Source organism: Chitinophaga sp. NPDC101104 (assembly GCF_050277495.1).
GTDB lineage: Bacteria > Bacteroidota > Bacteroidia > Chitinophagales > Chitinophagaceae > Chitinophaga.
The window spans coordinates 1,319,565-1,337,251 of record NZ_JBNNSF010000001.1 but is presented as its reverse complement, the minus strand read 5'-3'; the positions used below and the strand labels follow the sequence as shown (position 1 = coordinate 1,337,251).

The 17,687-nt window shown below is 49.3% G+C and carries 17 protein-coding genes and 1 tRNA gene; 15 read left to right on the top strand and 3 right to left on the bottom strand.

Going from position 1 to position 17,687, the window contains the following annotated elements; genetic code table 11:
• Positions 1–99: 99 nt before the first annotated feature.
• From ACQKLP_RS05540 to ACQKLP_RS05495, 10 genes are all read left to right on the top strand, one after another.
• Complete coding sequence (locus ACQKLP_RS05540; protein WP_427320834.1) at positions 100–2,259, top strand: hypothetical protein; 2,160 nt, start codon at positions 100–102, stop codon at positions 2,257–2,259.
• A gap of 17 nt (positions 2,260–2,276) precedes the next feature.
• Complete coding sequence (locus tag ACQKLP_RS05535) at positions 2,277–3,581, top strand: hypothetical protein (RefSeq protein ID WP_427320832.1); 1,305 nt, start codon at positions 2,277–2,279, stop codon at positions 3,579–3,581.
• A gap of 53 nt (positions 3,582–3,634) precedes the next feature.
• A complete protein-coding gene (locus tag ACQKLP_RS05530) occupies positions 3,635–4,678 on the top strand; it encodes a hypothetical protein (RefSeq protein ID WP_427320830.1) in 1,044 nt (347 codons plus the stop codon).
• 371 nt (positions 4,679–5,049) lie between these two features.
• Positions 5,050–5,562 carry a hypothetical protein gene (locus ACQKLP_RS05525; protein WP_427320828.1) on the top strand — a complete coding sequence of 171 codons (513 nt, stop codon included), beginning with the start codon at positions 5,050–5,052 and terminating at the stop codon, positions 5,560–5,562.
• A 70-nt stretch (positions 5,563–5,632) separates the two neighbouring features.
• Complete coding sequence (locus tag ACQKLP_RS05520; protein ID WP_427320827.1) at positions 5,633–6,118, top strand: hypothetical protein; 486 nt, start codon at positions 5,633–5,635, stop codon at positions 6,116–6,118.
• A 27-nt stretch (positions 6,119–6,145) separates the two neighbouring features.
• Positions 6,146–6,919, top strand: coding sequence for a hypothetical protein (locus ACQKLP_RS05515; RefSeq protein ID WP_427320825.1), 774 nt, complete (start codon positions 6,146–6,148; stop codon positions 6,917–6,919).
• A gap of 481 nt (positions 6,920–7,400) precedes the next feature.
• Positions 7,401–7,856 (top strand): hypothetical protein, encoded by a 456-nt coding sequence (locus ACQKLP_RS05510; protein ID WP_427320823.1) that lies wholly within the window; start codon positions 7,401–7,403, stop codon positions 7,854–7,856.
• Complete coding sequence (locus ACQKLP_RS05505) at positions 7,846–8,640, top strand: FRG domain-containing protein (RefSeq protein WP_427320821.1); 795 nt, start codon at positions 7,846–7,848, stop codon at positions 8,638–8,640. Before ACQKLP_RS05510 ends, ACQKLP_RS05505 begins: the two co-directional genes overlap by 11 nt.
• 58 nt (positions 8,641–8,698) lie before the next feature.
• A complete protein-coding gene (locus ACQKLP_RS05500) occupies positions 8,699–9,259 on the top strand; it encodes a hypothetical protein (RefSeq protein WP_427320819.1) in 561 nt (186 codons plus the stop codon).
• A gap of 52 nt (positions 9,260–9,311) precedes the next feature.
• Positions 9,312–9,554 (top strand): hypothetical protein, encoded by a 243-nt coding sequence (locus ACQKLP_RS05495; RefSeq protein WP_427320817.1) that lies wholly within the window; start codon positions 9,312–9,314, stop codon positions 9,552–9,554.
• Between the two features lie 227 nt (positions 9,555–9,781).
• Here ACQKLP_RS05495 and ACQKLP_RS05490 read toward each other — a convergent pair.
• Positions 9,782–9,855, bottom strand: a tRNA-Asp gene (locus ACQKLP_RS05490).
• Between the two features lie 140 nt (positions 9,856–9,995).
• Between ACQKLP_RS05490 and ACQKLP_RS05485 the strand changes: the two genes are divergently transcribed.
• The 4 genes from ACQKLP_RS05485 to ACQKLP_RS05470 all read left to right on the top strand — a co-directional run bounded on the left by ACQKLP_RS05485 (position 9,996) and on the right by ACQKLP_RS05470 (position 14,470).
• On the top strand, positions 9,996–10,508 hold the full coding sequence (locus ACQKLP_RS05485; RefSeq protein WP_427320815.1) for a hypothetical protein: 513 nt from the start codon (positions 9,996–9,998) through the stop codon (positions 10,506–10,508).
• 20 nt (positions 10,509–10,528) lie between these two features.
• Positions 10,529–11,044 (top strand): class I SAM-dependent methyltransferase, encoded by a 516-nt coding sequence (locus ACQKLP_RS05480; protein ID WP_427320813.1) that lies wholly within the window; start codon positions 10,529–10,531, stop codon positions 11,042–11,044.
• A 104-nt stretch (positions 11,045–11,148) separates the two neighbouring features.
• Positions 11,149–12,171, top strand: a complete 1,023-nt coding sequence (locus ACQKLP_RS05475) for a hypothetical protein (protein ID WP_427320811.1) — start codon at positions 11,149–11,151, stop codon at positions 12,169–12,171.
• Complete coding sequence (locus ACQKLP_RS05470; protein ID WP_427320809.1) at positions 12,137–14,470, top strand: hypothetical protein; 2,334 nt, start codon at positions 12,137–12,139, stop codon at positions 14,468–14,470. Before ACQKLP_RS05475 ends, ACQKLP_RS05470 begins: the two co-directional genes overlap by 35 nt.
• Before the next feature lie 179 nt (positions 14,471–14,649).
• Here ACQKLP_RS05470 and ACQKLP_RS05465 read toward each other — a convergent pair whose 3' ends face one another.
• Positions 14,650–15,900 (bottom strand): DUF2264 domain-containing protein, encoded by a 1,251-nt coding sequence (locus ACQKLP_RS05465; protein WP_427320807.1) that lies wholly within the window; start codon positions 15,898–15,900, stop codon positions 14,650–14,652.
• Positions 15,901–17,088 (bottom strand): glycoside hydrolase family 88 protein, encoded by a 1,188-nt coding sequence (locus ACQKLP_RS05460; RefSeq protein WP_427320805.1) that lies wholly within the window; start codon positions 17,086–17,088, stop codon positions 15,901–15,903.
• Between the two features lie 209 nt (positions 17,089–17,297).
• On the opposite strand from ACQKLP_RS05460, the gene ACQKLP_RS05455 reads away from it, so the two are divergent.
• Complete coding sequence (locus ACQKLP_RS05455; protein WP_427320803.1) at positions 17,298–17,684, top strand: thermonuclease family protein; 387 nt, start codon at positions 17,298–17,300, stop codon at positions 17,682–17,684.
• Positions 17,685–17,687 lie beyond the last annotated feature (3 nt).

The following is a 17,687-nucleotide window of genomic DNA, read 5'->3' as shown; positions in this document are numbered from 1 at the left end:
ATGCCGCAGTATGAACGTGCTTTCACGCCGATCCCTGCCGGGCACCCCGAAGCTGAATGTCCTTGACCGGTATAACATCTACAACCTCAAACGCGCATTATGAAATACAAAAAGCAATTCCTGATCCTGCAACTGGCCCTGTTCGCAAGTATTGCGGCCATGGCGCAGCGGCCATCCAAAGCGCAGATGGAAGCCGACAAAAAGCAACTGGCGGAAGCGAAGAAAAACCTCGCCGACCAATTGGCCAAAATGGACCCCGCCGCCAAAAAAGGCTACGATAGCATATTGAGCGTATTCGGCGCAGGTACGAAAATGAATGACGCCCTGCAGCAGGTAGAAAATAATGCGGCAACGGCAGGTAAACCGTCCGGGCTCGCGCTGGACAAAAGCAATACATCGAAAGCCCCCATCGCCGCCACCCCTGCTACCGCCGGCATGCGCGCCTTTATAAGCACCGGCAACAAAGCCGTATTCTCCGCGATGTTGCCCGCCGCAAAAAACAAGGCCGGCGAAATCTACAAAGCATTGCAACAAAAAGGCGCCGACAACGATGAAATCGGCAATGCGGCAACGGCTTTGTGGATGACGGGCCGCACCCAAACAGCGCTATGCCTCATGGCGCAGGCTTGCAGCAACGACGCCAACAACATAGACAACCTCAGCAATTACGCCTCCATGCTCACCATGTCTGGAGCCCCCGAGATAGCCATCCCCATTTTAAACAACCTGAACGGCAGGTTCAGGAAAAATACCACCATACTGAACAATCTCGGGCAGGCCTGGTTTGCGGTTGGCGATATGGATAAAGCCAATAAATACCTCGACAGCACGCTGGCACTGAACGCCGGCCATGCGCAGGCCAACGAAACCAAATGCCTGATCCTTGCCGGGAAAGGCAATAAAACCGCCGCAGTGGCACATGCCAAAGCCGCGTTCAAACAGGGTGCCACCCAGGAGCGGAAAGATAATTTAAAGCAACTGGGCTACGCCGTTTCCGGGAACGACTACAACAATTTCCCACCCTCCAATCAAAGCGACGACCTCCTGCAGCTGGGCGGCTTCTCCATGCCGCCGTTCCCGAAATCGGTCGCGGAAAGCAAGGCCCTGGAGCCGGTTTGGAAGCAATTCAGGAAAGACATCGATCTACAAATCAAACCCCTGCAGCAACTAACGGAAGAATCCAACAAGCTGATGGTCAAGCAACTGGAAGCACAGCAAAAGCAATTCATGAAGGCCATGAGCAGCGCCGTGAGCAATCCCGGATCAGTAAGCCAGAGCGGAGCCCTCGCCATTGCCGGGGTACCTATGTTTGCCGAAGAAATGAATGCGCGGCAAAACATCGTGTTGCAGCACCTCCAAAAGAAAAAGCAGGTGGTATTAAAAAAGATGTCGGAGTTCGTGAACGGCGAAGGCGCGGCCATGCGGAAAAAGTACCAGGAGGCCATGAACAAAATAAACGAGCAGTGGAAAGATGTGGGACAGGGCGGCTCGGCCAACAGCGAAGTACTTTGCAGCAATGCCGTCAAAGCGTCCAACGAATTCCTGCTGCCTTACAACGGCAAAATGGAGGAACTGTACAAGGAATATCTGGCGGCCGACAAGCAGTTGCTGAACGAGCTGTCTTATTCCGCGCTGTATACATCCTATCCCGAAATGATACCGGGCGTGAATGCCGGGTTGAAAATGCAGTGGCTGCGGGATTTGTCACTTACCTTGAACGGTTTCAATTTTGAATCCGTTACCCAGTACGATTGTGTAGATGCGGGCGACGGCAAAGGCGGCAAACTGACGGCGTTCAAAGATCCCCGTTGCAATATCAACAGCGAATTCAGCCGGTCGCTGGGCATCGCGAACCTGGGATTCAGTATCAAGCTCGACTGCAGCGGCCTCAGCACTTCGATCAGCCTGCTGGCGATCGGGGTTACCCTCAACCAGGACCTGGACCATGCCGGATTCGGCGACTCATTTAAAAGCTGCACGGTAAGCATTGGCCCCAAAGTAAGCGCCGGTAGCAAAATCGGGCCGCTGGAAGCCAGTGCGAACGTGGGCGGCGGCGTCGACGTAGAAATAGACAGGACCGGCGTAAAAGACGTAATCGTAAAAGCCGGCGCAGAAATCGAGTCGGGCCTGCATAATCCCGGGATTCCCGAAACCGGGGCGTTGGGTACGGCGGCCTCGGGGTCTGTTGGCGTGGAGGGGCGGGTTAGCCTTAATACCGGTGCGGGATCTATCCAGGGAACAGGCATGTTGGGCAAATAAATGAACCAATCACTATTATGAGCATACATCCACTGAAATTATTGGCAATTCTTTATGCGTTCCTGATGGGATGCCAGTACGCATCCGCGCAGAACAGGCCGAAGCTGACGGCGCCGCAAGTACCTTGCAACGGAACGGCAGACGCGGTTGCGGGGATTTATACAGACCATACCCAGACAAAGTACCCCCTCACGATAAAAGGTACGGCGGCCGAAAAGGCGATGATCATGAAAAATATGATCGCCATCGAAAAGCTTGAGGAATCCAGCCGCTCGGGCTTCAAGCTCACAGGATGCGCCGCCAGGGTAAGTTTTGCCAGGTTTGGCACCAGCGAGTATGGAAAAATCAAGGCCGTCAGGTACGGTTATCAGCTAGGCGTGTATAAATATGCTTGCCATGTTACCGAGCATGTTCCCAAAATCGTAGATGAGTACAGGACCGTTTTCCGGGTGGATATCAACCCTTACATTTTTAAAGGAGCCAAAGCCGGTGGTACCGGCGATTTTTCCGTCACCGGTAATTTAAGTTACGAAATTCCGATAGAAGCCAGGAATGGGCCCGATTTCGATCAAGAAAGCAAGAACAGACCCAGCAAAGTTTCTCAATATATTACGGAAGCAACCATGCTTACCAACCGATCGAACGATTACAGGAACAAGCACGCCGAATTCCTTAAAATCATCAACGGAGAAGGTTACACGGAAAACTGGATGAGTGGCGACAGGTACGATCAACGCAGGCCGGACAGTTACAAATGGATAGACCGGCACTACATGATTACCCGGCCCGGCGTGCCGCTGCTGGTCCCTGTCAGCAGAAAGCAATACCTGGAAGATATGCTGGAGTACCTGGAGATAGAAAAGTTCAACTTCGACTACAGCCATGCCGCCAAGCTGAAGGATATTGCAAACGAGAATGCCGATTGGGCGAAGAAGCAGCGCGCTGTTTTGGAAGCGGACAAACTTGCCTATCCCAACATCTACGAAGCCAAAAAGGCAAAGCTGCAAGCACTGCTCGCTACCCAAAAAGCCGATTGGCTGCAAAAGCCTGCTGTAGTAGACAACAACAACAAAACCTACAATGCCGGCAAGCGCCTGGAGAGCCTTGGGAAGTTCTATGATGCCGAAGACGAATACATGTCCGCTTTGTACATCTTAAATCCTGCGTACTTCAATTCCGGCAATGCGCCATTAACGAAACCGATATTCATGGAAGTACAGTTTCGCTATGAACTCGGGAATGACGTGGGTTTTTCCACAAGGATCTTCCAGAATTTCCTGGAAAATTTCGATATGGCAGCGTTGCGGAAAATGCTCGAGTAAGCGGAAACCATGCTGCAGGTACATATTATTCTTTATTCTACAAAACAAAACATATGAGAAAGGCGCTCGTTTTTACAATGATCATACTCACTTGCACAAGGGTTGTTGCACAACAACAAAGTTTTGACGTGGTCTCCTACACGGCTCCCCAGGGTTGGCAGCAACAGCGGACCGAAGGTGGCGTTCAACTATCTGTTTCAGACAAGCAATCTGGCGCCTATGCGGTCGCAGTTATCGTGAAAGCTAAGGATGCTGATGCGGACCCAAAATCAAATTTCGACATCGAGTGGGCGAAACTGGTGAAAGGCACGGTACAGGTGAATGAAGCGCCTGCCATGTTGAGCCCGGAAAAAGAAAAGGGCTGGGAAATCATTTCCGGAACGGCACATTACACTGACGGCGGCCAAAAGGGCCTGGTTACGTTAATGACGGCAACCGGCGGCGGGAAAATGGCCAGTGTGGTATTAATGACAAATACAGACCGGTATCAGGATGAATTACTTGCGTTTCTTCATTCATTAGGTCTTTCCGACATTCCCCAAAACGGGGCCGCAGTAAATGAGCAAGGGAGCAACGGCGCTTCCATTGCGGGATTGTGGGTCCGCTATACGATTGAAACAAGCGGTTATGCCAATGGATTCCCGCAGCCGTCGGGCGGCTATTTCAGGAAAGAATATGCTTTTTATGACGATGGCACTTATTTGTTCCGGATGAAGAATTGGGCGGTGTATGTAAAAGAGATACAGTATGTATATGAATCCGGCACCTGGAGACTGAATGGCAATCAACTAACTATTACGCCCCGGGAAGGAAATGGCGGCTGGTGGGCCAAGGCGAAAAGCGGGAAAACCAGCGGATGGGGAGGCCTGGCCCAAAGCGGCAGCTGGAAACTGGAGCCGGTAACTTACACGATTGACCTGCATTACTATTCAGGATCGAACGAAACGCACCTGGTCCTTCAATCCCCTTCGCCAACCGAAAGGGAAGGCAAGTTGGAAGATAATAAAGAAACTTATAGTCCGCGTGCGATCGGCCATTCATTGATTGATAATCCACCGGGGATCAGAACGGGGTTTGAGGGCAAGGGGATGAGGTAGTTTTATGGATGGGATCGGGGAACGGTGGAACGAGGGGCTACAGCGGGATGTGGCAGAAAACGAAAAAGGGGACAATCACTTTTTACATGATTTGTCCCCTTCTGCGGGCTGGGAGGGACGATTATCGAACTTACTTATTACCTGAAAACAATATGGATACCCAATCCAGTTAATTTTTACAAAATTACGTCACGCATTAATTCGCCCTTTTCGGGAAATAACATATCTTAATTTTAGCAATTGCGTCAAACAACATTTTACACAATATCAATATATGATAGAAGTGAACGAACAATTCGGCTTTTCTTCAAATCAAGAGCTAACTGTAACCGTATCAAAATTAGCCTTTGAATACCCTTAATTTAGTCATCATGAAATTAAAGTTCGTAATTATTGTTAGTGTAATAGTGATTGCTATATTACTCTATTTATTCTCTATGAAATGCTACAAAAAACTACCCGAAGTAACAAGCTATAGAATTGTTAGCAACACTGGTCAATCAATACCCGCAAAATTATATTTAAGAACTAAAACAGATAATAAAGAGCAGGTTATTAACGAACTAATTCTATGTTTTAATGATTCCATTGTCTCAAGTGAATTGAACATATCAGGTGAAGATGCAGTTTATAAATATCTCGTTATCGTTCCTGATTATAAGTTGATTGGATTGGTAGAACAAATGGGATCCCTCGAAGAAAAGGAGGGATATATCTGTCAAACAAACGATGCTGCAAATAAAATTACTCCAATCAACAACAATTTTGTTTTTTTTACTAATCCACCAATAAAGGATGCAAGTTTTACTGCTAAAAATACCACATTTAATACATACGGCATTTTAAAACAATTTGGAGATAGTGTAATTATTGAGGTGAAATAAAAATGTTTCGTCAACAGGTTCGTGACGCTGGATTGGTAAAACAGCGCCATTGAGAAATCCAGGCTCATGTATGTCTACACCCGCATTCGTTCTTATATTAATTTGTACGGCCCAAGTTTCACTTGCCCAAAACGCTATCCGTCTTGATGTCCTCAAGAAATCGCAAATTGGAAAGAAATATTGTTATGACTCTACCACTAGCGACAATCAAGGAAACAAAGTTTACATTACATATCTTGGGAGAATTACTTCCAATTCGGGAGATGTTATTAAGGTACTTACGTGGTCAAGAGTATGGGGCCCAAACAACCATACGACCGGGACTATTTACCTTTTTGACAAGTTCAATAAATATCGTGGGAAATATGAGCTAGGTGATCAATGGGATCTACCAACGAAAATTGAAAAACAGCAATTGGTTTTTATCCGTAAGAATAGCAATTGTACTCCAGGGCTTACTTCAAAAGCTGATTTTAGTCAAGGAATACCTAGAAAGTTATTTATTCGGTGTAAAGGTGAAAGTGGGGATTTATATAATTACTCTACAAGAAAATGAATGATGATGTCGCAAAAATAAAAGGAAATGTGGACTCCTCCGAAATTAGCAATTATTCTGTCAATCACTATTTTCTGTACTGCATGCAGTATCAGCTCCCAAAAACGAACAAAGGTAATACCGATAGTAAGGAACCCGGTACTTGACTCGCTATACAAAGATGCTAAATTATATGGCGTCGAATTTATTTCAGCTTTTAACTGTTCTAACGAATTCAAAAAAGCAACAAATCAAATCACAACGAATTGCGTTAGCACTATTCGCGGCAATACATTCGGTTATTCTATCAAAATGACGGATACGACCAACAATTTTGATAGTGCCGATTACACGCCTACTGATCAATTTAGGTTTGATAGTGCCTATATCCACTTTAATTCAAAAGTTGCTAATATTACGCTTCTGCCATATTTTAATACTGAGGAGCAATCTGCTCCAGTCATCGTATGGCATGAACGTTCATTTGGTCCCTGTGCACAATTTTATCAATTATCCGACAGAAAAGTATTGCTCGTCCGAGGCCTAAATTTCTATTGTAATGGATCTAATTGTACAAACTTCAAAATCATTTTGATCCAAGAAACAAAAGGAATGGAAACATCGGCTGCAATTCTGGATTTCCCTGGATTATACCCATTTGATTTCGAGAACATTCGTCTTTTTGGCCATAAATTATACGAATCGCCGTCAATATACATTGTAAAAAGAGGAATGAACGGTATTCAAACAAGCGATTTTGAAATTATAAAACTTGATGATTTATTTGCCAATTCTAGAAAAATCTTGAAACTATATGAGTAAGTTAATGTTAAAATACCAAACAACCCGTACTTAGGACTGGCAAGGAGAGTGCTGTCGGAAGGTATTATTAAATTTTAATTGCTCACATGTCTGTTTACGGTCACGACCTGTACACAATCTACTAATGATCTAGTCGATTGTAGATACATATGGAAAAGGCTGTTAAAGCTATTCAACCCATAGACTAACGAAATTTTCCAGCGAACCATTGTCGGTAAATCATTCATTTCTCAAAGGTCTGGTTAAGCCAATGGGCATTTTATTACTTAATTAGATTGCTTGCCCTTATTTATGAAAATGCCAGGTAACAATATCGAACCTGGAAGAGAAGGTAAAATCAGTGGTTGAATTTTGCTCCAGATTGCCTACCACATGGCTTTAGTTAAGTAAAAATAAAGCAATTCAAGTTTTGTTGACAAACCGTTAACCACCAAATTAGATCTATTTCAATATTTTTATATACAGACCAGATATAATGCATATGTTGCCAATAAAAAAACACTATAAGATAAGACACAAAATTCTTGAGACATTGTACTTACTTGATAACGAGACTACTTGTGCAAAGGAGATTCACTTTAATGAAATCTACAAAAGATTACCTCACACGGATAAAATATACTTGTTAGATAATTTGCAATTTCTTATTGATGCTAAGGAAATAACCTGTAACAAAAAATATGATGACTCTTTATTTCTAATACTAGGTAATGGAAGAAGCGCCTTCATAGAAAGAAAGTACTTAATCGAAGGACGAAAAAAAAGCTTGGAACATATTTACGACAACCTAAAAGTAGTAAGTACTGCAGTACTTTTGATAATTGCGGTAAGTACATTCCTTGTTAATATAATGCAAACTCAAGAAAATAAAAACCAAATTAATCAAGTAAAAACCCGTATTGATTCCCTTAAAATGAATTTCGACAATGGAAAATAATATTGCATTAGAAAGGCAAATGAAAACGCGTGAAGTCAATACGCTAAGCGAATTTTTAGACCTTTGCATATCAAATTATAACTGTGGTCATTATGTTTTTCGAGGTGTTACAAACAAAGATGAACACAAACTAATTCCAACAATCGCACGAGCATACTCGATAGATCACGAAGAAAATATTAGTCAATTTGAAGAAGAAATATTTAGTAGATTTAAACTTCGAGCAAGGTCTGAATTGAATTTTACGCCTGCGAACGACTGGGAATGGCTTGCTTTAGCTCAACACTATGGACTACCTACTAGGTTGCTTGATTGGACCACCTCTCCATTGGTAGCCGCTTACTTCGCAACTAAACCCCAATTATCTAGCTCAGGAAAGTTAAATCCATGTAATGATTCTGGTGCGGCAATATATGTAATGCATACATGCAATTATGTGAATATCGCTGAAGCTGACTCTCCACTTAAATATGAATGCCACGGGCTGTTCTATCCACCACATGTTAGCCCTAGAATTTCCGGCCAGTTCGGGCTATTCTCAATACAGCCAGATCCCAAGAATGAATTTCAGATTGGTTTTCTTGATTCTGCTTATGAAGCAAATGAGCTTTATAAAATAGAGTTTTCTGCAAGTGTCGCGCAAGAGATACAAAGGGCTTTATTTCTACTGGGAGTAAGGCATGAGAGTATCTTTCCAGATCTAGACGGTTTCTCATTTGATTTGAAAGTAAAGTTTAATCTGGCATCGAATCACACATGCGAAATCGCAAGGATGAAAAGTTGATTATAAAAATCGGCTGCGGGCCTAAGTATTATTAATTTATACATAAATTTCCGATATCATGGATTACATTCCTGAAAGGGCAAGAAGATTTTTACAAACATACTTTAGGGATATCGATAATCACGAATCGATTATCTCCGCAATCTCAGAGGAACTGGAAGTTATATTTGAAAAATCAGAAAAGGTAAAGTTCATCAATCTTATACTCGAAGAAAACAATTCCAAGTATGTCGCCCATAAATCAGTATGTAAAAAACCAGACACTTGTGTATTGAATTATAGTCATGAAAGTATTAATTATTTCTTGACAGGTCGCCTTCGTAGCTTGGATATTCAAATACCAGAAGATGCATTCACTGTAAAAGAGAAGCATGCTGCCGAGGATAGGTTAGATTATATTTTAGAAGATCTAAGTAAGATTAAAGCAGGTCAACAAGTATTATATGAAGAGTTCAAAAAAGAAATTGAAGAATTGCGGGGCTTGTTTTATTTGGGTAAAAAGAATTGGCGACAACTGTTATTAGGAAAAAGTATGGAAATGGTTGCGGGCGGAATAATTAGCGAGACGGTGTCAAAACAAGTTATCGAATCATTTAGTGACTGCATATTATTAATTTAACACAAGTCGAAAAACGATCTACGAAATTTATTTTTCTTATAAAATTCGAATTATGTATAACTATTTTTCTAGAACTATTCAGTCTCCAGAAGGTGAGAAAAACGCCACGTTCTCACCTACTTATTATGGTGATGTATTGTATTATTCAGTAAAGATTGATAATGTTGACCAATTTAGAATGACTCGCGATGATAGCTCTCAGTGGAAAATTGCCGCACAAGTGCTTCCTATTTGGGTACATGAAAAGGAGTTAGAACTACATGATATGATCGAGGAGGAAGCTGAAAATAGTTGAGGTTTTGCCAGTTTAACCATGAGATGTTCAAAATTGCTACGCGATCGCGAAATTCACCTTAGCATATTAAAGCATCAATTCACCTTGGATAGGTTTAAAATATCCATTAAATTGAATACTAGGCGTGTTAACCTCCATAATGATCATTGAAAACAAAAGGGAACTCGACTAAATACTCGACTAAAAACAGAAAACCCGCGCCTAGCGCGGGTCTCTTCTAAATCGTGCGGACCGGACGGGACTCGAACCCGCGACCTCCGCCGTGACAGGGCGGCATTCTAACCGACTGAACTACCGATCCATTCCCTACAAAAAAACCCGAAGGCTGTTCCGTTTTGGGATTGCAAAGATAAGGACAAAATTCCCATAAACGCAAATCTTTTCCCTGAATTTTTTTTCGGCCGGAATTAGCTAATTTCATTCATGCTCAACCCGTGATATATGAAAAACCTCCTCCCCATAACCCTCCTCGCCATTTTCACGTCCTGCAACCAGGCCGTAAAGCCCCCCGCACAAGACTCCTCCATCGTCGATGACGTCAAAGACCTCGTGCCCGTGGCCCCTCCCCCTTCCATCAACGTCACCACCGCCCAAATACAAGCACCCGACTCCGTGTTCGACGACGGCTCCGTCCCCTCCAGCTGGGAAACCGCCGGGTTCGACGACCCCGCAGATTTCAAACTATTTATCGCCCGGTTTAAATCCTGGGTACAAAAAGACCAGGCAGACAGCATCGCCGCCGTCATCCGGTTCCCCCTGCGCCTCTACCCCTCCTCCACCGATTTCATCTCCCAATATCAACAGGTTTTCGACCCCTCCCTCAAAAAAGCCATCGACACCCTCCGGCTCGACCGCATCTTCCGCAACTCCCAGGGCGCCATGATCGCCGGCGGACGCATCTGGTTCGCACCCCTCCCCGAAGGCTACCGCATCATCGCCATCAATCCGAAATAACCCTTCCACCCAACGCCAACATGACCGCTGAAGAAGCCCTCCGTCTCATCCGGCTCCCATTTCCCGCCACCAGCGCACCACAAACCTGGGCCGACCTCGGCGCCGGACAAGGCCTGTTTTCCCGGGCCCTCCTCCGCCAACTCCCCGCCAACAGCCAGGTATACGCCGTAGACCGCGACACCACGCCGCCAACATCTCCCGGCATCGTGCCGCACATCTTGGATTTCGTGACCGGAGAATGGCCCTTCCCGCCCCTCAACGGCATCCTCATAGCCAATTCACTGCATTTCGTACAAGACCAGCATGCGTTTCTCCGTCGCGCGGCGGAGCATTTGCTGCCGGGAGGCATTTTCCTCTTCGTGGAATACGATACCGATACGCCCAATCCCTGGGTGCCCTTTCCCCTCAGTTTCTCCTCCTTGCAGGCGCTGCTGCGTGATCTGGACATGCATCCACTGCAAAAAATCCACACCATGCCGTCGAAATTCGGGCGGGCACAACTGTACTCGGCCTGGCATGAATACGCCCGCCAATAATCCCAAACGCCAAAACTCAACCGCTTCCCATTGAGCGCACGATTACAGAATATCCCTGATCCCACTGATTTTATTCTATGGCTGTTTTCCGATATTTGCAGCTGATGCCGATACACCGATATATATGGTTGCCCCTACTGATCGCAGCCCTCGCCTGCCATCAACCCCGCGAAACGCACCGCGCGTTCTATCACTGGAAACAGCGGTACGAGCCCGCCCCCGGCGAATCGCAGGCGTTGCAAAAACTCGGCGTTACCAGGCTGTATGTGAAATGCTTCGACATCGACCGGCAAGCGGATAACGCCGTGCCGGTGGCCATCACGGACCTTCGCACCCCGTTTCCGGACAGCGCGCTCATCATCCCCGTCGTGTTTATCATGAACGAAGTCTGGCAACGGCAAGACAGTAGCTGGACCACCGAAATCGCGCGGCGGACCGCGGAGCTTCTCGAACAGGTATGCCGCAACATCCCGCAGGATCGCATCCCGGAAATCCAGCTCGATTGCGACTGGACCCGCAGCACCCGCGAGCCGTATTTCGCTTTCCTGCGCGCCATCCGCCGGGAACCTTTCTTCCGGAACCGCCTGCTGTCGGCCACCATCCGCCTCCACCAGGTGAAATACTCCACCGGCAGCGGAGTGCCGCCTGCAGATAAAGGCTTGCTGATGTGCTACAACATGGGCGACCTCCGCAAACCCGGCGACCATAACTCCATCATCGATCTCAACAACTTACGCGCCTATACCGGTAAAGACCGCATCTCCACCTATCCGCTGCCGCTCGACTTCGCGCTGCCGCTTTTCGAATGGGACGTGCTTTTCCGGAAAGGGCAATACGCCGGTCTCACGCGCAACATGCCCCTGCAAAACGAACAGGTGTTCCGGCCCGCGGGCAACTTCAGCTACACCGTTGTGAAAGACACGGCCATCGGCGGCGTACGGTTGCATCCCGGCGATGTGGTGAGGCACGAAGACAGTCCGCCGGATGTATTGAAAAAGGCCGCCAGGCAGCTATCTGACCAGCGCCAGCCCGGCGTGCCCACCATCATATTCTATCATCTCGAACCTGGAATTCTCAAAAAATATGACCTCCATGAACTGGAAACGATTTACCGTCTATTCGGGTAGCGCCCTGGCGATGACGCTGGCTGGCGCGGCCTATGTATGGTCGTGCGGCGGAGAAGCCGACCCCTACGATTACTACACCTCGATGTTCAACCCCAACCTGGCGGAAAAGCCGGGCTTCGAGCCATTTTATTACACGGCGCTCACGGATTATTATTCCGCGGAAACACCGGAACAAACACTGAACCTGCAGGAATGGGGAACGTTTTTCAACGGGAAAGTCTCGAAAGACGACCTGACGGAATTCATCTACACCTATTCCCGGCCGCAGATGAGCACGCTGTACAACCACATCGAAAAAAATCAGCCCCTGCAACTGCCGGACAGCGTACAGAAAAACGGGCTGACGAAATATTTCCTGGAATCGAAAGACCGCGAAACGCTCGGCTACTTCATGTACGCCAAGCAATGTGAAGCCAATTCCGGTTCCGACAACCCCTGGGAAGAGCCCAAGCGCGACTCCGCCGCCATGCTGCGCCTGGCGAAGAACGGGATGCAATTATACCGCGCCGCGCAAAACCCGCAGATCCGCGAGCGATACGCTTTCCAATCGGTGCGCATGGCCCACTTCGCGAAGAACTACAGCCAGGCGCTCCAATATTACGATTCCCTCGCAGCCCCGCTGAAAAGCGAATCGCTCATCCATTACCGCACCCTGGCCCTGAAAGCCGGCGCCCTCATGCGCACGGGCAAGAAAGCGCAGAGCGCCTACCTCTTTTCCCAGATTTTCGACAAAGTGCCGAGCCAGCGCAGGCTTGCGTTCCTGAACATGAAATGGGCCGGCGTCTACGAAAACAGCGTGCTGCAACTTTGCAAAACCCCGTACGAAAGAGGCACCGTCACAGCCATTTACGCCATGCGGCAAACGGATTATTATCCGCAGGGATTGGAACAAACCTACGCCCACGACCCGAAACACCCGCTGCTGGACGTGCTCCTCAGCCGGGAGATCGCGAAGCTGGAAGAGAATTACCTGACCGCCGCCCTCGGCAAGGAAAGCGGTATGTTCCAAAACTATTATGAATCGTCCGAATACGCCCCCGATAAAGTGGAAAACCTCCGCGACGTAGTAAACCGCATCGCGAAAGAAGGTAAAGTGAAGGAAACCTCGCTGTACCATATTTCCAGCGCGTACCTGTCTTACATCATGCACGATTACAAATCGGCCCGCGCCAGCCTCGCCACCGCACAAAGCCTGCCGGCGCGGCCTGCGGTGAAAGATCAGTTCGAAGTGGTGAAACTGTTGCTGACCATCGCGGAACAACCCAGGCTGGATGCGCCCTTTGAGCAGGCCCTCCTCCCTTCCCTCCGCTGGCTCGATACCAAACTGCCCAAACAAACCGATCGCGAATACTGGTACGACCCCGCGCCCGAATCGCTCGACGGTGATTTCTATTCCCGGCTGTACCGCAACCTGATGGACTTCATCATCGCCCCGCGATACGCCAAACAGGGCGACCCCGTCCGCCAGGCACTCGCCCTTTCCGTCCGCGACCGCGTGAAACAATATCAATACTACTGGACGTTCGTTTCCGCCAAAAGCTATATCACAGACAGCCTCAGCACCAACGCCATGATTTCGCTATACAATGGCCGGAAAGCCAGGAACCAGTCGCCCTACGAAGCGTATCTCTACCAAAGCCTGAAACTGTCGGAAAAGGAGCTCGGCGAAGCCATCGCCATCAGCTATGTGCGCAACCACCAGTTCTCCGACGCGGTAGAATGGTTCAAACGCAGCGGCAGCAGCCGGAAAACGGAACTGACGCTCCGCCCGCAGTTGCAGGATTATGGCTACACGGACCCGGATTCGCTGGCAGCGCCTGTAACGGAATTGCAGTTCGCGGAAAAAATGGTGTCGCTGGAAAAGGAGATGAAGAAATCGAAAGTCAACCCCGAAACGTATTTCGAATACGCCAACGGACTGTTCAGCTTCTCCTACTACGGCGCAGCATACCACCTTGCCGCGGATTACCGCCCCAGCACCGACTGGTGGCAGCCGGAGTACGACAAAACGCCCTGGCTGAAAGAATATTACGGTTGCTACCGCGCGGAAGAATATTATAAAAAAGCGGCAGACGCGTCAAACGATCCGGAATTCAAGGCGAAGGCCCTGTTCCTGGCCGCCCGCTGCGCCCAAAAGCACCTGCCTTATTCCGAGCAGCTGGAATGGCATATGCAGGCCATCCGCCAAAATCCGTATTTCCCCGCATTGCAGGCAGATTACAGGAACACGCGCTTCTACCAGGACATCATCAAGGAATGCGGCTACCTCCGCGATTTCGCGAAAGCCCAAAAGCCATGATCATCCTGATAATCAACACATAAAAAAGGGGCTGGTATGAAAATACCAGCCCTAGTTTTTTTTCATCATTACTACTAAATAAACAATGCAAAACGGCGGCACGATGAGGCGCTCGCCATTCTACACCCAATATAACACATTTCAGCCATTAAAAGTTTCGATTAGGCGTAACCGTGACATTAAAAATTTATGGCGTGATCGATCCCGAACGCTTCGCCCTTCCAGGCCTTGCGCATCGTCCAGTCAGCGAAAGGTGCCGCCCAGAACGGGTGGCTCGCCGGAAGCCCTAAAGGCAAAAGCGCCACCGCAGCCAGGTACATGCTTCCAGAGTTGGAATAATAATCCGCCACGCCCGGCTGATGGCCGATCACGCCCAACGTGAGCCAGCCTTTCCGGTCGAAGGTGCCCGGGTGGTTGAACTGGCGCTTCATCACCGCCGTCATACCGCAGCGTACCTGCGCAGGCGTTAGCTCCTCCGGCAGTTCGCCCGTGAGCGCGAGCTGCGCCAGCGGCTGAAAAACCGCCGCCCGGTATGTGGCAGAACGGCCCACGATCGGGTAAGTGCCCTCCGGGGAAATCTGGCGCTCCAGGATCACGGCGTACCGCTGCATCCGGCGAAGCGCCAGGTCGTACGCCTTGCCGTAAGCCTCGTCTTTACCGGCCATCACCTTCAAAATATCCACATACATCGGCTGGATCACGAACGCGTTGTAATAATCGAAGTGGAAAGACGGGCCGTCGCCGTACTGGCTGTCGCCCTTGTACCACGACGCCGTTTTGTCCAGCGCCTCATCGATCCGGTCTTTCCGGTATGCTTCCCCGATATGGCACAAAAACGCCTCCACAATACCCGCAAACAAAGTCCAGTTATTTTTGAACCCTCCCAGGCGGCGGAACTGCTGTAATTCCTTCACGAACCTTGCCTTTGTGGTGGCAGAAAGCGGCTCCCACAGGGCTTTTGGCGCGCGCAGGAAACCATGGACGAGGAACGCGGCGTCTACCAGCGGTTGCCCGCCGACGGACCAGTTCATGTAATCCGGGCTGGAGGGGTCTACGCAGTGGTCGAGGCTTTGGAGCATTTGCGCGCGCAGGGCGCTGCGCAGTTTGCCTTCGGCGGATGCATCGTCCGGAAGGGCGAGCCATGGCGCAATCCCGGCCGTCAGCCGGCCGAACGCCTCCAGCCAGGCGGATGATTTTTCACGGTCGCCCCATTGCGGCGCGTATTCCATCTCCCAGTTCTTGCGGAGCGTTCCTGCGCTGAGGTTCCCCAGCACCGGCACCGCCATCTTCCGCAGCAGCTCCACCCAAAAAGCACGATCGCCTGCCGGTGCCGGTGATAATTCGGGCGCAATGCCCATGGCCGCAGCACCCGGCACAGCGGCCGCCGCACCGAAAAGCGATGTCCACTTCAAAAAATTCCTTCTCTCCATTTACAAATACCATTTTTTATAGCGCAAAAGGCCTTCCACAAAATAATAATCCGCGTATGTCAGCGGCACGTCCACTTCCCCGTTGGCGAGGAAATGCCCGACGCTGTTCTTCAAAATGAATCCCCCGTTTTCGCCCAGCTTCGCCCGGTAGGCCGGCGACGCGAGCGACCGCAGCATCGTGGCCGCCGCGGCAACATATTCCTGTTGTTCCTTCTTATCGACATACTGGCCCAGTTCCAGCAGCGCGGATGCGGCGATGGCGCCGGCGGAAGCATCGCGGGAAGTAGGGATCTGCGGCGCGTTGTAGTCCCAGTACGGGATTTTATCGGCCGGCAGGTTGGGGTGATGCAGGATGAACTTCGCCACATGGCGCGCCTGCTCGAGATATTTTTGGTCCCGGGTAAAACGGTACATGATCGTCCAGCCATACAATCCCCAGGCCTGGCCGCGGCTCCAGGCAGAGGTGTCGTGCGCGCCCTGGCCATTCACTTTCTGGATCACTGTGCCTTTCTCCAGGTCATAATCCACGATGTGGAACGTGCTATGGTCTGGGCGGTAGTGGTTTTGCAGCGTGGTGTTGGCGTGGGTGACGGCGATGTCGGCAAAACGTTTGTCGCCGCCCTGTTGCGATACCCAGAGCAATTGTTCGAGGTTCATCATGTTGTCGATGATCACCGGACAGTTGAGGCGCTTGCTTTTGTTCCACGACTGGATAGACCGGATGGAAGGGCGATAGCGGGTGATCTGATAAACCGCCGCCGTGTCTACCACGTCTTTATATTTTTTATCGCCGGTGATGCGATAGGCATTGCCGAAGGAGCAGAAGATCATGAAGCCGATGTCGTGATTGCCGGTGTAGCGTTTTTCCTTTTCGAGGATGGCGAGGCGGCGTTCGGCTTCGGCCTTCACTTTGGCGTCTTTGGAATATTCGTACAGGTACCAGAGCGTGCCGGGATAAAAACCGCTGCACCACCATTCGGTGTCGGAGGTGACGGAGCGGCCGTGCTGAAAGGTGCGCGGCATGCGGTCTGCCGGTGTACTGTCTTGCAGCACCCGGTACTGTTGAACGGCGAAGTCGAGATTATCGGCGATGAGCCGGCGCATGTCGTTTTTCGACTGGGCGGCAACGGCGGCGGGCATAACGAGGAATGCCAGTGCGGAGGCCCATTTCCCAAAGGTGGAAATCATGGATAACAATTTAAACTGTAAACGCGTAAACGGATCTGAAAACGTGCAAACGTTTGCATAAAAATAGCAAGCCATCCGGATTATCCAAGGATTTTTTACATATTGCATCCATGCGATTTGTTTTATTATTCTTTTTAATATTTACTGGCTGCGCAACCAACGCACAAACGGGGAAAGTAATTTCGGTAAAGGATGGCGATACGATTGAAATGCTGATAAACGGCAAGGCGGTGCGCATCCGGCTTTTTGGGGTGGATGCGCCGGAGAAGGGGCAGCCTTTCGGGGAGAAATCGCGGCAATACACGGCCGGTCTTTGTTTCGGGAAAACCGTACGTATGGAGAGGAAAGATAAGGACCAGTACGGGAGGATCGTGGCGGAAATTTACCTGCCAGATGGCACTTCGCTGAACCATCGCCTCGTGGCGGCGGGGTTTGCCTGGCATTATGCCCAGTTCAGCAAAAACCCCGACCTGGCGCGCGCCCAGCAAAAAGCGCGGACCGAACGGAAAGGGCTCTGGGCAGAGCCCCAGCCCATGGCCCCCTGGAACTGGCGGAAGCAACACCGCCGCACATCACAGTTTCACGCTCAATTATAATAT

Coding starts and splice junctions, on each gene's coding strand:
- ACQKLP_RS05530 (WP_427320830.1), top strand. CDS start 3,635: ATGAGAAAGGCGCTCGTTTTTACAATGATCATACTCACTTGCACAAGG.
- ACQKLP_RS05460 (WP_427320805.1), bottom strand. CDS start 17,088: ATGATTTCCACCTTTGGGAAATGGGCCTCCGCACTGGCATTCCTCGTT.
- ACQKLP_RS05495 (WP_427320817.1), top strand. CDS start 9,312: ATGTATAACTATTTTTCTAGAACTATTCAGTCTCCAGAAGGTGAGAAA.
- ACQKLP_RS05540 (WP_427320834.1), top strand. CDS start 100: ATGAAATACAAAAAGCAATTCCTGATCCTGCAACTGGCCCTGTTCGCA.
- ACQKLP_RS05470 (WP_427320809.1), top strand. CDS start 12,137: ATGAACTGGAAACGATTTACCGTCTATTCGGGTAGCGCCCTGGCGATG.
- ACQKLP_RS05480 (WP_427320813.1), top strand. CDS start 10,529: ATGACCGCTGAAGAAGCCCTCCGTCTCATCCGGCTCCCATTTCCCGCC.
- ACQKLP_RS05485 (WP_427320815.1), top strand. CDS start 9,996: ATGAAAAACCTCCTCCCCATAACCCTCCTCGCCATTTTCACGTCCTGC.
- ACQKLP_RS05525 (WP_427320828.1), top strand. CDS start 5,050: ATGAAATTAAAGTTCGTAATTATTGTTAGTGTAATAGTGATTGCTATA.
- ACQKLP_RS05520 (WP_427320827.1), top strand. CDS start 5,633: ATGTCTACACCCGCATTCGTTCTTATATTAATTTGTACGGCCCAAGTT.
- ACQKLP_RS05535 (WP_427320832.1), top strand. CDS start 2,277: ATGAGCATACATCCACTGAAATTATTGGCAATTCTTTATGCGTTCCTG.
- ACQKLP_RS05515 (WP_427320825.1), top strand. CDS start 6,146: ATGTGGACTCCTCCGAAATTAGCAATTATTCTGTCAATCACTATTTTC.
- ACQKLP_RS05505 (WP_427320821.1), top strand. CDS start 7,846: ATGGAAAATAATATTGCATTAGAAAGGCAAATGAAAACGCGTGAAGTC.
- ACQKLP_RS05500 (WP_427320819.1), top strand. CDS start 8,699: ATGGATTACATTCCTGAAAGGGCAAGAAGATTTTTACAAACATACTTT.
- ACQKLP_RS05465 (WP_427320807.1), bottom strand. CDS start 15,900: ATGGAGAGAAGGAATTTTTTGAAGTGGACATCGCTTTTCGGTGCGGCG.
- ACQKLP_RS05475 (WP_427320811.1), top strand. CDS start 11,149: ATGCCGATACACCGATATATATGGTTGCCCCTACTGATCGCAGCCCTC.
- ACQKLP_RS05455 (WP_427320803.1), top strand. CDS start 17,298: ATGCTGATAAACGGCAAGGCGGTGCGCATCCGGCTTTTTGGGGTGGAT.
- ACQKLP_RS05510 (WP_427320823.1), top strand. CDS start 7,401: ATGTTGCCAATAAAAAAACACTATAAGATAAGACACAAAATTCTTGAG.